Below are 15,651 nucleotides of genomic sequence, written 5' to 3' on the forward strand. Positions count from 1 at the left end.
TACTCACTAAAAGGCATAACTGGCTTCTATGACAATATAACCACTAAAAGTGAAATAACAACTTTTGATCAAGTCTATGTATATATGCTTGGAGCGAGCTTCATTCTTTTTGAATGCTTAAGAATACTTGTCATCTCAATTATATCAAATAACTTTGTAACTAAGAGCCAATTCAAAAAATCAAGTAAGATTTTTTTAGCACTCTCCATAACTACTTTTTTATCATTATACCCTGCAACTATCTTAGCTGATGTATTTGCTAAGTCTAATAACTATACATTTAGCAAAGACGAGTCGACTTACAATATTTTACTGGAAAAGAGAGTATACAAAATAAATAAGTAGAGTTTATTTTATAACTACCACAGTTATAGAGCTCAGCATGTGGAGCACTGTTCTAATTATGAATTACTTCGTAATGTCGGACACATACCAAATTTCATTTTAAAAATTAAAGAGGGTCGCATGACTAAAATAGTTCTCCCTATAGCTTTATATTTATGCTTGACCATTGGTCTAGCAATAAGCCTAAGCATCTGGAATGAATGGTTTTCTCTCTCTCAACGAATTGATCTCGATACTTACTTCACTCTCTTCGGCGCCATAACTGCGACAGTAATATGCGTACCAAACATCCTAACAATCAGCAAAGGCCTGAGTATTGCTGCAAAGGTAAACTTAGTCACTATTGCATTTATTCTTCTCACTTGTAGCGTCAATTTTATCATTACAAATGGCAGTACTGTTTCTTCATCTTTAGGGACGTTACTTTCAGTTATTAGTTTGATGCTTTATAAAAGTCCGCTCTACCAAGCTTTCTTAGCGCACTTCAACTCTCTCCATTTTAAGAAACCTTAAAAACAAAAAAGCCCGCTCAAATGAGCGGGCAATGAGGTTGTCATATAAGCCCTATTTTTCAGGCTTACTGATTTTTATCTATTACGCTTCTAGGCTAGCTTTCACTTTTGCGTGCAGCTCTTGAACCGAAGTTACTGTGCTCTTCGCATCTGCCGTGTGTGCCATACAAGTTGCGAATGCCGCATTTAGCGTAGTCGTGTAGTTCACTTTCTCAGCCAGTGCACCGCGACGAAGAACTTTAGAGTCTTCAATCGCTTGACGGCCTGCTGCAGTGTTCACGATGTAGGTGTACTCGTTATTCTTAATACGGTCAAGAATGTGAGGACGACCTTCGTGTACCTTGTTAACTAGACGAGGGTTGATGCCCGCTTCACCAAGGATAACTGCTGTACCGTGTGTTGCGTCTAGCTGGTAACCAAGCTTAGACAGCTTAGATGCTAGGTCTACAACGCGCTCTTTGTCGCCTTCGCGAACAGAAAGAAGTGCACGACCGCCTTCTGGGTAGATGTTGCCACAACCCAATTCAGCTTTAGAGTAAGCTTCTGCAAACGTTGCACCGACACCCATAACTTCACCAGTAGAGCGCATTTCTGGGCCTAATAGTGGGTCAACACCTGGGAACTTGTTAAATGGAAGTACAACTTCTTTCACTGAGTAGTAAGGTGGGATGATTTCTTTCGTAAAGCCTTGAGACTCTAGCGATTGACCCGCCATTACACGTGCTGCGATCTTAGCGATTGGCGCACCAGTCGCTTTCGATACGAACGGTACCGTACGTGCTGCACGAGGGTTAACCTCGATTAGGTACACTTGGTTGTTCTTAACAGCAAACTGCGTGTTCATCAGACCACGAACACCCAATTCAAACGCTAGCTTTTCAACTTGCTCACGCATTACGTCTTGGATTTCTTGGCTTAGCGTGTATGCAGGAAGAGAACATGCTGAGTCACCTGAGTGAACACCCGCTTGCTCGATGTGCTCCATGATACCGCCGATAACCACACGCTCACCGTCACAGATAGCATCGATATCGACTTCAACTGCGTCGTCTAGGAAGCTATCTAGTAGTACTGGAGATTCGTTTGATACGCTTACTGCTTCGTTGAAGTAGCGACGTAGATCTTGCTCGTCGTATACGATTTCCATCGCACGACCACCAAGTACGTAAGAAGGACGTACAACCAGTGGGTAACCGATTTCACGAGATTTCTCTACTGCTTGCTCCATCGTCGTTACTGTCGCGTTCTCTGGTTGTAGAAGACCTAGACGGTCAACAGCAACTTGGAAACGCTCACGGTCTTCTGCACGGTCGATTGCGTCAGGGCTAGTACCGATGATTGGCACGCCAGCCGCTTCAAGTGCGCGAGCCAGTTTAAGTGGCGTTTGACCACCGTACTGAACGATAACGCCTTTTGGCTTCTCAACACGAGCGATTGCTAGTACATCTTCCAGAGTTACTGGTTCGAAGTACAGACGGTCAGAAGTGTCGTAATCCGTTGAAACAGTCTCAGGGTTACAGTTAACCATGATAGTTTCGTAGCCATCTTCACGTAGAGCTAGTGATGCGTGTACACAACAGTAGTCAAATTCAATACCTTGGCCGATACGGTTTGGACCGCCACCAAGAATCATGATCTTGTCTTTGTCTGTTGGGTTCGCCTCACACTCGTCATCGTAAGATGAGTACATGTAAGCCGTATCTGAAGAGAACTCAGCTGCACACGTATCAACGCGCTTGTACACTGGGTGGATGTCGTATTGGTCACGTAGACGACGAATTTCGCTTTCCGCTACACCTAGAATCTTAGATAGGCGTGCATCCGCAAAACCTTTACGCTTCAGCTTGTTAAGCTCGTCTTTGTTCAAACCAGCAAAGCCTTTCGCTTTAAGCTCTTGCTCAAGCTTAACGATATCTTCGATTTGAACTAGGAACCAACGGTCGATTTGCGTTAGGTTGAATACGCCATCTACAGACATACCCGCACGGAATGCATCCGCGATGTACCAAATACGCTCTGCGCCAGCTTCTTTTAGTTCGTGACGGATTGTTGTTAGTGCGTCAGGCGCATCTAGGTCAACCATTTCGTCAAAGCCTGTCGCGCCAACTTCTAGGCCGCGAAGTGCTTTTTGTAGAGACTCTTGCTGGTTACGGCCGATAGCCATAACTTCACCAACAGACTTCATTTGCGTCGTTAGACGGTCGTTAGCACCTGCAAATTTCTCGAAGTTAAAACGAGGAATCTTAGTTACTACGTAGTCGATTGTTGGTTCGAATGATGCTGGCGTTGCGCCGCCAGTTATGTCATTCATTAGCTCGTCTAGCGTGAAGCCAACTGCCAGTTTCGCTGCAATCTTAGCGATTGGGAAACCTGTTGCTTTAGAAGCTAGAGCAGAAGAGCGAGATACACGTGGGTTCATCTCGATGATAACCATACGGCCATCTTTCGGGTTGATACCAAACTGTACGTTAGAACCACCAGTTTCAACACCAATCTCACGCAGTACTGCTAGAGAAGCGTTACGCATCAGTTGGTATTCTTTGTCTGTTAGTGTTTGCGCTGGTGCAACCGTGATTGAGTCACCCGTGTGGATGCCCATTGGGTCGAAGTTTTCAATCGCACATACGATGATACAGTTGTCCGCTTTGTCACGAACCACTTCCATCTCGTACTCTTTCCAACCGATAAGAGATTCATCGATTAGAAGCTCGTTGGTTGGAGAAAGGTCCAAACCACGACGACAGATTTCTTCAAATTCTTCTTTGTTGTAAGCGATACCACCGCCTGTACCACCCATAGTGAATGATGGACGGATGATACATGGGAAGCCAACCATATCTAGAACGCCGTAAGCTTCTTCCATGGTTTTAGCCGTATCCGCACGTGGACACTCAAGGCCGATAGACTTCATCGCTTTATCGAAACGAGAACGGTCTTCTGCTTTATCAATAGCGTCAGCCGTTGCACCAATCATCTCAACGCCGAATTCTTCAAGAACGCCATGCTTCTCTAGGTCTAGAGCACAGTTCAATGCTGTTTGACCGCCCATTGTAGGTAGAACTGCATCTGGCTTTTCTTTCGCGATGATGTTGCGAACCACTTCCCACTGGATTGGCTCGATATAAGTTGCATCCGCCATGTCTGGATCAGTCATGATGGTTGCAGGGTTAGAGTTCACAAGGATAACTCGGTAACCCTCTTCACGCAGTGCTTTACACGCTTGTGCGCCAGAGTAGTCAAACTCACATGCCTGACCGATAACAATCGGACCAGCACCAAGAATAAGAATACTTTGAATGTCAGTACGTTTTGGCATTATCTACTACTCCGAATTAAGCGCTGTGTTTTTTGATTAGTTCGATAAAGTGGTCAAATAGCGGTGCCGCGTCGTGTGGACCTGGGCTCGCTTCTGGGTGACCTTGGAAGCTAAATGCTGGCTTGTCTGTACGGTGAATACCTTGTAGAGAACCATCAAATAGCGATACGTGAGTAGCACGTAGATTTTCTGGCAACGTTGCTTCATCTGCTGCAAAACCGTGGTTTTGAGAAGTGATCATCACAACATTACGTTCCAAATCTTTTACTGGGTGGTTTGCGCCGTGGTGACCAAACTTCATTTTCACTGTTTGTGCACCCGATGCTAACGCAAGGATTTGGTGGCCTAGACAGATACCAAAGATTGGCAGACCTTTCTCTAGGAAAGTTTTTGTTGCTTCAATCGCGTAAGTACATGGTTCTGGGTCACCAGGGCCGTTTGATAGGAAGACACCATCTGGGTTTAGAGCCAGAACTTCTTCTGCTGACGTTTCAGCAGGAACAACCGTTAGGCGGCAGCCTCGGTCAACCAACATGCGCAAGATGTTGCGTTTTGCGCCGAAGTCGTAGGCAACAACGTGATATGGCAATTCGCTGTCGTCTTTCGCTTCAGGAAGTCCACCTTCAAGCGTCCACGAACCTTGTTTCCATTGATACGCTTCTTTTGTTGTAACCTCTTTCGCAAGATCCATACCTTTCAAGCCAGGGAATTCTTTTGCTTTTGCTAATGCCAAAGCTTCATCTAGGTTGTTACCTGCAACGATACAACCGTTTTGCGCACCTTTCTCACGTAGGATACGAGTTAGCTTACGAGTATCGATGTCCGCAATGCCGACGATATTTTGCGACTTGAGGTAATCAGAAAGGGATTGTTCATTACGGAAGTTAGAAGCGATAAGAGGAAGATCGCGAATCACAAGGCCTTGTGCGTGGATTGAAGAAGATTCTTCGTCTTCGGAATTGGTTCCGGTATTGCCAATGTGAGGATAAGTGAGAGTAACGATTTGTTGAGAATAGGAAGGATCAGTGAGAATTTCTTGGTACCCCGTCATCGAGGTATTAAAAACAACTTCACCAACGGAAATACCATCTGCTCCAATGGAAACACCGCGGAACACTGTCCCATCTTCTAGGACTAACAGTGCTAATTTACCCAAGACAACCTCCAGAATAAAAATGCATAAAAAATAAATTAAGCTGCAAATTTGCCTTCCTTTACCTTGAAAACTTACATAAACAGGTATTTTTGACAAATTGGCGGTATTCTAATGACGGACTTCAAAACTGTCAACACACATTGAAAAATAAATTATCACTTTCTAGCGAGTAAGGGCATTTAAACAGAAAAAGCCCTAAAATTGTAAGTTTTATCGTTATTCATTCCCGACAGTTGGCCTTTTTTGTAAATTTTACAAATTTGAACTTATTGCAGATCACAAAATTTTGTGAGTTTTTTGCGCAAACGTTCATCACACAAAAACAACCTATACTTTTGAGCAATTCAATTGATTTTCACAACAAGACACCCAAAAACGCACCATAACTCGAGATGAAATCGCAGATGATACGACTCAATTTATTTACATACTTTCCTCTAAATACAAAAAAGCCGGCTTACGCCGGCGAATAATTATGTATTTAAAGCTCGTTCAAGCCGAGCACATCGGTCATGGTATAGAAGCCTGATGGCTTCGAATGCAGCCAAACGGCGGCTTTTACCGCGCCATTAGCAAAGGTCATACGATCTGTTGCCTTATGAGTAATCTCAACACGCTCGCCGATATCAGCAAACATAGCAGTATGCTCGCCGACAATGTCACCGGCACGGATAGTGGCAAAGCCAATTTCATCTTTAGTACGTTCACCGGTAATGCCTTCGCGTGCGTACACAGCAACATCACTCAGTTTGTTACCCATCGCTCCAGCTATCGCTTCCCCCATGCCAATCGCGGTGCCAGATGGCGCATCCACTTTATGGCGGTGATGCGCTTCTACGATTTCAACATCACAGTAGTCACCCATAACTTTCGCTGCTTTCTCAAGAAGCTTGAAAACAAGATTCACGCCAACAGAGTAGTTTGGAGCCATGACAACTGGCACCTGCTTAGCTGCCTCGTCAATCAGTTCACGTTCTTCTTCGCTAAAGCCCGTTGTTCCAATAACAATGCACTTACCATGTTGCTTACATAGCTCTAGATTCGCCAGCGTGCTCACTGGAGCAGTAAAATCGATAACAACATCAAAGTTGTCGACTTCTTTTGCTAAATCATCCGTCAAAAAGACATCAAACTTACCTTCACCACACAGTTCACCCACATCAACGCCAACAAGTGAAGACTCTGGACGCTCTGAACCAGCCGTTACAGCGGCTTCTGAGTTGAAGTGTGAAGCTTTTACTAAGTTGCGACCCATACGGCCAGCCGCTCCTGCGATTGCAATACGAACCATTGCGCTTTCTCTCCTTCTCTGGATAACGAGGTTTGCACTCGTTCTCTTTCGTTTCGCGGTATCTTTTTAAACTAACAATATCCCGAGTTAACCACAAGACAGTTAGATGCAGGTTAGGAAAACTCTTTCACTACACGCTCTAGAATAGGCACATTAGCTTCTGGGAAAGCGTAGTTAGGTAACGCAATAATATCGACCCAACGCCCTTCTTGCCCTTCACGTCCATAAGGCTGATTGTTGAATTGAGAAACGGTCATGAAATCAAACTTTAAAGATTTATCTGGGTAGTCGTATTCCAAATGCTCAAACAAGGCTTGTTCTGTGACTGTGATACCAATCTCTTCTTCAAGTTCACGAATCATCGCTTGCTCGACTGTTTCATTTTGCTCAACTTTGCCACCAGGAAACTCCCAAAATCCACCTTTGTGTTTATCGTCCGGACGTTTAGTGATGAAGATTCGCGACCTGTCTTGATTGAAGATAATCGCCGCAACAATGTGAATTCTTTTCATTAGATTCATTCCTAGATCTATACCCAAGTGACTTCAAGATGCTAGTTTCAGAGCGTCGTCACTGATTCAAGTTCAAGGAAAACAACGAAGCGGAATAGCACGCTATTTCCAAGTTGTTTGACGATGAAGTTGCTTCAGTGACACGCTCCCGAAGGGCGAGTTGCCTTGGTTCGCATGCTTCGTTAACAATTTTCGATTTAGAACCACTAGATCTTCAAATTGTTGCCTCGCCTTCAAACCAAGTCATTCTCGCTGAACCAAGCATCTCGAGGTTACTTGGGTATATCAATACAAAAAGAGCCGCCTAAGCGACTCTTTCTTAATATCTTCTGACTGTATTAGTCAATTTTACCGTGGCACTGTTTGTATTTTTTACCGCTGCCACATGGACAAGGCTCATTACGGCCCACTTTACGTTCGTCACGAACCATTGGTTGGCTAGAGCCTTCCTCTGCTTCTTCACCTTCTGTCAGTGGGTTTTGAGCTGCCGCGTGTTGAGCTTGAGCACGGCGAGCCGCTTCCTCAGCTTGAGCACGACGTTGCTCTTCCATGCGTTCTACTTCTTCTTGTTGTTGAACACGCACGCGTGACAATACTGTAATTACGTCTGTTTTCAGCGCTTCTAGTAGACCTTCAAACAATTCAAACGACTCACGCTTGTATTCTTGTTTCGGGTTCTTCTGTGCGTAACCGCGAAGGTGAATACCTTGGCGTAAGTGATCCATCGCCGCTAGGTGTTCTTTCCATAGCGTATCTAGCGTTTGAAGCATGACCGACTTTTCGAAGTTGCGTAGTACTTGTGCACCAACCACTTCTTCTTTTTGCTTGTAAACTTCTACTGCTAGGTTAACGATCTTCTCACGTAATGCTTCTTCGTAAAGCTTGTCATCTTGCTCAAGCCACACTTTGATAGGAGCATCTAGATCGAAGTCCGCTTTCAAACGCTCTTGCAGGCCTTCAACATCCCACATGTCTTCTAGAGATTGTGGCGGAATGTACTCGTCGATGATCGCTGTGATTACGTCTTCACGGTTTTGTTCGATCATATCGCTAATGTCGTCAACACTCATTAGCTCGTCACGCAATTCGTAAACCACTTTACGTTGATCGTTCGCAACGTCATCGTATTCAAGAAGCTGTTTACGGATATCGAAGTTACGACCTTCTACTTTACGCTGTGCTTTTTCGATTGAACGAGACAGCATCTTCGATTCGATCGCTTCGCCTTCTTCCATACCACTTTGGATAAGGCTCGCCATACGGTCTGAAGTAAAGATACGAAGTAGTGAGTCTTCCATTGATAGGTAGAAACGAGAAGAACCCGCATCACCTTGACGACCAGAACGACCACGTAGCTGGTTATCGATACGACGAGATTCGTGACGTTCCGTACCAATGATGTGCAGACCACCCGCATCTAGTACTTGATCGTGAACCTGTTTCCACTCAGCTTTAATCGCATCAATTTGTTCTTTGGTTGGATCTTGCAGCGTTTCAACTTTTGCCTGCCAGCTACCACCCAATACGATATCGGTACCACGACCTGCCATGTTGGTTGCGATTGTTACCGCACCTGGCGTACCAGCTTCCGCAACAATCTCAGCTTCGCGTTCGTGGAATTTTGCGTTCAATACGTTGTGTTTGATCTTCGCTTTCTTAAGTGCATTAGAAAGAAGCTCTGATTTCTCGATAGAAACCGTACCTACTAGAGATGGTTGACCTTTTTCTACACGCTCTTTGATGTCTTCGATGATTGCAGCAAATTTTTCTGCTTCAGTACGGTAGACCACATCTGGCATATCATTACGGATCATTGGTTTGTTGGTTGGAATAACCACCGTTTCAAGACCGTAAATCGATTGGAATTCGAACGCTTCTGTATCTGCTGTACCTGTCATACCCGACAGTTTTTCGTATAGACGGAAGTAGTTCTGGAAAGTAATAGAAGCCAGCGTTTGGTTTTCGTTTTGAATCTTAACGCCTTCTTTCGCTTCAACCGCTTGGTGAAGACCTTCAGACCAACGACGACCTGGCATTGTACGGCCAGTGTGTTCATCAACGATAACCACTTCACCGTCATCGTTTACAATGTAGTCTACGTTCAGTTCAAACAATACGTGCGCACGAAGTGCCGCATTTACGTGGTGCAATAAACTAATGTTGGTTGGAGAGTAAAGCGTGTCACCCTCTTCCATCAAACCGTTCTTAACCATCAGCTCTTCAACGAACTCTTGGCCCGTTTCGGTTAAGTGAACTTGTTTAGACTTCTCATCCACAGTGTAGTGGCCGTCACCGCGGTACTCTTCAGAATCTTCTTTATCTTGTTTCTGAAGCTGTGGGATAAGCAAGTTGATGCGAGTGTATAGATCCGAGCTGTCTTCTGCTGGACCAGAAATGATCAAAGGAGTACGAGCTTCATCGATTAGGATTGAATCCACCTCATCGACAACAGCGAAGAAGCGTTCACGTTGAACACGGTCTTCATTGCGGAAAGCCATGTTGTCACGAAGGTAGTCAAACCCAAACTCGTTGTTTGTGCCGTAAAGGATATCGGCTTCGTAAGCTTCTTTCTTAGCTTGAGGAGGCATGTTTGGCACGTTGATGCCAACAGTCATACCAAGGAACTCGAATAGTGGACGGTTTGTTTCCGCGTCACGTGTTGCTAGGTAATCGTTCACCGTTACAACATGGACACCTTTACCAGGAAGTGCGTTTAGGTAAGCAGGAAGAGTCGCCGTTAAAGTTTTACCTTCACCAGTACGCATTTCAGCAATTTGGCCACCGTTAAGGACCATACCACCAATAAGCTGCACGTCGAAGTGGCGCATACCGTAAACACGCTTAGATGCTTCACGAACCGTAGCAAATGCTTCTGGAAGTAGCTTATCAAGAGTTTCGCCTTGCTCTAGGCGCTCACGGAACTCAACAGTCTTTGCTTTTAGCTCTTCATCAGACAGTGCTTCGAACGTTGGTTCGTAGTTATTGATCTCTTTTACAATTTTTCTAAGGCGGCGCAGTGTTCGGTCGTTGCGACTGCCAATAACTTTTGTCAGTAGCTTAGCTATCATTTTTCGTGAATCTCTCTTTTATCAGACCGTTCCCGATCTACTCGTAATGCCTTCAGTCTCTGCCAGTTTAGAACTAAGAATACTGAGATAAATCATTTATCAAAGATATTGAGTTCAAACGTCCATATTTCAAGGCTTAATTTTGAATCAATGTGGCTTAGTGTAAGGATTTTTCATCGATACAACCATAAATAGACGTATTTGTTTGAAGCACTCGTAAGTTTTTAACCAAACTGATGACGGATTCGCCAGTATTACACATACATATCGCTGCTCAATCGGCATTATCAAAACAATCCGTCTCGCCATGCTATATCAAAAATTTATGGGCGAGCTGAAGATAAAGGCCATAATGTAAACTATACCTAAGCAGAAAGCTGCTCTAGAATACCCATATCTCAACAAAATTAGATTTTACCTATGCGTGATCATCGCCCTACCTCAACAGACGATCTTATTGCCGAATCCCAGTTCAAAAAGATACAAGAACATGCGGGAGACATCCTGCAACTTAATCAGGCGCTGCAAGAGATCCTACCTAAGGGTACGGCAGATCATTGCCGAGTGGCTAACGTACGTAACGGTCATTTGCTCATTGATGTGGCCAGCGCTTCACTAAAGATGAAGATCGATTACGATCGTTTAATGATCCTAAATAAGCTTCGAACTCAAGGCTATGCAAAGCTGATGAGTGTGGAAGTTCGAATCAACCCATCACTATACCGGAATCGTTTCGAGCACGATGACAGACCAAAGCGTCCACCTCTTACTGAAGCTGCAGCAAATTCATTAATGATCATCGCAGATATGGCGCCACCAAAGATTCAAGAGCGTTTAAAACGTCTTGTGGAAATGGCAGAAAAGAAGAAAGACAAGTGATAGGTAGAGCGAAGAAAGAACAGTGACCTCACTGTTCAAAGCTCAGATAGTAAAAAACCAGGCGGCGGCCTGGTTTTTTTAATCTATTTTGCGTCAGCGTTGATTACGCAAGCACCATGTTTGGTTCTGCAAATGCAACTGGTGAACCGACTTCTTCTTCGAATGTTGTCCATTCCCATGCTTCTTGATCAGCAAGAACAGCACGCAGAAGTTGGTTATTCAGACCGTGACCTGATTTATAAGCGCGGAATTCACCAATAATTGCATGACCACACATGTAAAGGTCACCAATGGCATCCAACACTTTGTGAGTCACAAACTCGTTTTCAAAACGAAGACCTTCTTCATTAAGAATACGGTAGTCATCCAAAACAATCGCATTATCAAAGCTACCACCTAGAACAAGGTTCTGAGATTGCAGGTATTCGATGTCACGCATAAAACCAAACGTACGTGCACGAGAAATTTCGCGAACGAAACCTTGAGAAGAGAAATCAAACATAAGGCGCTGCTCGTCTGATTCAATCGCAGGGTGGTTGAAGTCAATCTCGAAGTCCATGCGGAAGCCGTTAAATGGCACAAATTCTGCCCACTTATCGCCATCTTCAAAACGAACTGGTTTTTTAATACGAATAAAGCGCTTAGGTACATTTTGCATCTCGATACCTGCTTGTTGTAGCAAGTATACGAATGGGCTTGCACTGCCATCCATAATAGGGATTTCAGGTGCGTCAACTTCAACTACGATGTTGTCAATACCCATACCAGCGAGTGCCGCATTCAAGTGTTCAACAGTTGAAATACGAATACCTTCGTCGTTCACTAATGCCGTACAAAGCATAGTGTCACGTACAGATGCCGGATCAGCTGGAAAATCTACAGGTGGATTTACATCGGTACGACGGTAAATGATACCTGTGTTTGCAGCAGCTGGGCGCAGAGTAAGTGTGACTTTACGACCAGAGTGGAGACCCACACCAGTTGTTTTCACTATTTCTTTCAGAGTACGTTGTCTGATCATCTGCTTGCCTCTCTAAAATATGCTACAAAACACGGCCGTCTGTAACGTCGACCGTGAATGCTACCATAATTTTGAGCTATGTCAAATTTACGGGTTAAAGATTAATCAGCCTGACGACGCAAAAATGCCGGAATATCTAAGTAACCACTTTCTTTCTCTTGCTTCGGTGCCGCCGAACTTTGGCTTGCAGAAGAAGCTGGAGAAGAAACGGTATTTGTCGGCTGAGGAGTTACCTGTGGCTTCTCTTGCACTGGTGAAGTCTGCAAAGTTTGTGCCGGTTTCTCTTCAGCTTGCGGTGCCGCAGTTTGCTGCTGTGGTTGAGCTTGAGGAGCTGCCTGAGTCGGAGCCACTTTCGCTTTGCCACCCGCAACTAGCGTGATATCTGGTTTCTTCTCATTACCAATACCTGTTGCAACAACAGTTACGCGGATTTCATCCGTCATATCAGGATCTAGAGATGTACCGATAACCACTGTTGCATTGTCAGAAGCAAATGCTTTCACTGTGTTACCTACGGTCTCAAACTCATCAAGACGCATGTCCAGACCAGCCGTAATGTTAACAAGAACACCACGAGCACCCGCTAGATCGATATCTTCTAGAAGTGGGCTAGAAATTGCCATCTCTGCCGCTTCTTCAGCACGGTCTTCGCCTTTCGCGATGCCGCTACCCATCATTGCATGACCCATTTCTGACATCACAGTACGTACGTCTGCAAAGTCGACGTTGATCATGCCAGGACGAGTGATTAGCTCTGCGATACCTTGAACAGCGTTTTTAAGAACGTCGTTCGCACTCGCAAATGCTTCAAGTAGCGTAACACCACGACCAAGTACTTTAAGTAGCTTTTCGTTTGGAATCGTAATCAAAGAATCAACATGCTTAGAAAGCTCATCGATACCTTGCTCTGCAAATGCCAAACGCTTTTTGCCTTCAAAGCTGAACGGTTTTGTTACTACCGCAACAGTCAGAATGCCAAGCTCTTTAGCGACTTCTGCGATAACAGGAGCTGCACCAGTACCTGTACCACCACCCATACCTGCTGCGATAAACACCATATCGGCACCAGTTAGGGAATCTTTAAGTCTATCTCTGTCTTCGAGAGCTGCCTCACGGCCAACCTGTGGATTCGCACCTGCCCCCAGACCTTTAGTGATATCACCACCGATCTGAATAACATTGCCAACGCTTGTCTTACGAAGTGCTTGCGCATCAGTGTTGACGCTGATGAATTCCACACCTTCGATGGATTCACGCACCATGTGTTCAACAGCGTTACCACCGCCGCCACCAACTCCAACGACCTTGATTACTGCATCGTCAGACATTTCCATCATCGGTTCAAACATGTGTTGTCTCCGTTTATCCTGCAACTCAGGTTAAAACTCTTTTTGTATCCAATTACGCAATTTACCGAAGAAGCCAGTAACAGATGAGCGCTTAGGTTCATTATAATCGCTATCGTCGCTAGACTGCATGTCTCTCGCGTAATGAAGTAATCCAACTGCCGTAGAATGGTACGGCTCTTTTACATAGTCAGTTAATCCGCTGACTTCGAGCGGTTTGCCGACCCTTACTTGGTTGCGGAATACGCGTTCCGCACATTCTACCACTCCTTCGATTTGCGCAGCACCGCCGGTGAGAACTACACCCGCAGCAAGATGGTGTTTAATGCCTTCTTCGCGCAATTTCGCTTGTACAGAGTCGATAGTTTGGTTAACTAATCCCATCAGCTCAGAGTAGCGTGGTTCAATGACTTCTGACAAAGTCTGACGTTGCAGACTACGTGAAGGTCGACCACCTACGCTTGGGACGTTAACCGTGTCATCCTTACTGACCAGTTCACTCAAGGCGCAGCCATATTTGACTTTGATTTCTTCAGCATCGCTCACTGGCGTACCAAAAGCAAAAGCAATATCGCTAGTTACCGCATTTCCTGCGTAAGAAAATACTTCTGTGTGACGCAACGCACCACCGGTCCAGATAGAAACATCCATCGTGCCGGCACCGATATCCACCACACAAACCCCAAGCTCTCTTTCGTCCTCGGTAATTACTGCATTACTCGCAGCAAGCCCAGAAAACACAAGTTGCTCTACCTTAAGACCACAACGTTCTACGGCCTTAATAATATTGCGTGCCATATCATTATGGCATGAGATCAAATGGACGCTTACTTCCATTCTCACTCCAGATAAACCAAGTGGGTTTTTGATGCCCTCTTGGTAGTCGATGGTGAACTCTTGTGGAATCACATGAAGGATTCGTTGTTCATCACCGATTTTAATCGATTTGGCTGTATGGATAGCACGATCCATATCTTCTTGAGACACTTCTTCATCAGAAATCGTGCCCATGCCTTTTTCAATTCGGCTTGCGATATGTTTACCAGACAACGAAATGAATACTCGGCTGATTTGGCATTCCGCCATTAGCTCAGCTTGATCAATTGCGCGTTGTACTGATTTTACAACCGACTCCAAATCATTCACGCCGCCTTTATCCATGCCACGTGAGGGGCTGCTACCAGCACCAATAATATTTATTTGGCCATCAGGTAGAATCTCGCCCACTAGAGCTGATACGGTTGCAGTGCCTATATCCAGACCAACAATAATGTTGTCATCAGCGGCCTTAGTCATCTGTACTCTCTTGTTCTAACTCATGTTCAGGAAACCAACCAACCGCGGCTCCCGTATCGTATCGAAGATCGATATAACTGATTCTTTGAGTGTCACTGCCAAGCTTGTTATAAAGCGAGAAAAAGCGCTCTATTCGCTCATCCAGAGACTCTTTACCAAGCTCTAGTCGAATACCGTTATCAAGGATGATTTGCCAAGCTCGTCGCTCATTTAAAACCAGAGACGATATAGCCAAACCCAATTGTTGGAACTTAGGTCGGAGTTCGCGGTAGGTTTGCAAGACTTCCGGCCCAGTTGCATTGGGTCCATATAACTTAACTTTCTCTTCCTTTAGCAGGCCGACATCGCCTTCAAATACCAAACCGTTGTTATCTAACAGCTCGATGCCATTCCAGATGGCGACAGGGCGATGTTCTGTCAAAAATACTTTTACCGTGTCTGGCCATTGCTTACGGATCGCGGCATGCGCGACCCAAGGTAAGGCTTCAACACTTTGCTGCAACACATCGATGTCTTGCGACATAAACGTGCCGATATGATCAATCTTGCTAAACGCTGCTTGAACATCGTCTGCGGTGACGTACTCCAGTTTTCCTTGAAGCACGATTTTGGAGAGAGGTAACCTTTGGTCATCCCACATCCAACTGATCGCTGAGTACAAAACAGAACTGATTAAGGTCACGACGACAACGAAAAATAGCACACCCAAGATTTTCTCTTGGCGACCACGGTTAGTCTCCGTGTTAAGTCGCTCTTCATTCAGTGCAATATTCAACAACGTCTTTGTTTCCTGACTTTTGTCTTGTACTTTTCACCGTGTGAGTACACATCGGCAAAAGTATTGACTTTAACCTTGGGATTATACTGAGCTCTTGTAAACTATCAAACACTGATAGCGATAAATCACAA

At 44.9% G+C, this 15,651-nt stretch carries 11 protein-coding genes; 2 read left to right on the forward strand and 9 right to left on the reverse strand.

Annotated features, from left to right (window positions below; genetic code table 11):
- Positions 1 to 465: 465 nt before the first annotated feature.
- Positions 466 to 858, forward strand: a complete 393-nt coding sequence (locus tag L1076_RS19115; protein ID WP_237304290.1) for a hypothetical protein — start codon at positions 466 to 468, stop codon at positions 856 to 858.
- Between the two features lie 81 nt (positions 859 to 939).
- Here L1076_RS19115 and carB read toward each other — a convergent pair whose 3' ends face one another.
- The 5 genes from carB to secA form a co-directional block, all read right to left on the reverse strand.
- The gene (gene carB, locus L1076_RS19120; RefSeq protein ID WP_237304291.1) at positions 940 to 4,173 is read right to left on the reverse strand and encodes a carbamoyl-phosphate synthase large subunit; all 3,234 of its coding nucleotides are present in this window, start codon (positions 4,171 to 4,173) and stop codon (positions 940 to 942) included.
- Positions 4,174 to 4,189: 16 nt separating this feature from the next.
- Positions 4,190 to 5,329: a glutamine-hydrolyzing carbamoyl-phosphate synthase small subunit gene (gene carA / locus L1076_RS19125; RefSeq protein WP_038866284.1), complete on the reverse strand. Its 1,140-nt coding sequence runs from the start codon at positions 5,327 to 5,329 to the stop codon at positions 4,190 to 4,192.
- Between the two features lie 481 nt (positions 5,330 to 5,810).
- The gene (dapB, locus tag L1076_RS19130; protein ID WP_038866282.1) at positions 5,811 to 6,620 is read right to left on the reverse strand and encodes a 4-hydroxy-tetrahydrodipicolinate reductase; all 810 of its coding nucleotides are present in this window, start codon (positions 6,618 to 6,620) and stop codon (positions 5,811 to 5,813) included.
- Between the two features lie 113 nt (positions 6,621 to 6,733).
- Entirely contained in the window at positions 6,734 to 7,132 is a 399-nt protein-coding gene (mutT, locus tag L1076_RS19135; protein WP_054756191.1) for an 8-oxo-dGTP diphosphatase MutT, read from the reverse strand.
- A 338-nt stretch (positions 7,133 to 7,470) separates the two neighbouring features.
- A complete protein-coding gene (gene secA, locus L1076_RS19140) occupies positions 7,471 to 10,200 on the reverse strand; it encodes a preprotein translocase subunit SecA (RefSeq protein WP_237304292.1) in 2,730 nt (909 codons plus the stop codon).
- 420 nt (positions 10,201 to 10,620) lie between these two features.
- Here secA and L1076_RS19145 point away from each other — a divergent pair, with 420 nt between their 5' ends.
- Positions 10,621 to 11,079 carry a DciA family protein gene (locus L1076_RS19145; RefSeq protein WP_054756193.1) on the forward strand — a complete coding sequence of 153 codons (459 nt, stop codon included), beginning with the start codon at positions 10,621 to 10,623 and terminating at the stop codon, positions 11,077 to 11,079.
- Positions 11,080 to 11,182: 103 nt separating this feature from the next.
- Here L1076_RS19145 and lpxC read toward each other — a convergent pair whose 3' ends face one another.
- The 4 genes from lpxC to L1076_RS19165 form a co-directional block, all read right to left on the reverse strand.
- The gene (lpxC, locus tag L1076_RS19150; protein WP_038878223.1) at positions 11,183 to 12,100 is read right to left on the reverse strand and encodes a UDP-3-O-acyl-N-acetylglucosamine deacetylase; all 918 of its coding nucleotides are present in this window, start codon (positions 12,098 to 12,100) and stop codon (positions 11,183 to 11,185) included.
- Positions 12,101 to 12,201: 101 nt separating this feature from the next.
- Complete coding sequence (ftsZ, locus tag L1076_RS19155; RefSeq protein WP_038866270.1) at positions 12,202 to 13,449, reverse strand: cell division protein FtsZ; 1,248 nt, start codon at positions 13,447 to 13,449, stop codon at positions 12,202 to 12,204.
- Positions 13,450 to 13,479: 30 nt separating this feature from the next.
- Entirely contained in the window at positions 13,480 to 14,742 is a 1,263-nt protein-coding gene (gene ftsA, locus L1076_RS19160; protein WP_038866269.1) for a cell division protein FtsA, read from the reverse strand.
- Positions 14,735 to 15,520, reverse strand: coding sequence for a cell division protein FtsQ/DivIB (locus tag L1076_RS19165; RefSeq protein WP_038866267.1), 786 nt, complete (start codon positions 15,518 to 15,520; stop codon positions 14,735 to 14,737). The genes ftsA and L1076_RS19165 overlap by 8 nt, the downstream gene beginning before the upstream one ends.
- Positions 15,521 to 15,651: the final 131 nt, after the last annotated feature.

Origin of the sequence: Vibrio sp. MMG023, assembly GCF_021654215.1 — a bacterium.
GTDB classification, from domain to species: domain Bacteria; phylum Pseudomonadota; class Gammaproteobacteria; order Enterobacterales; family Vibrionaceae; genus Vibrio; species Vibrio jasicida.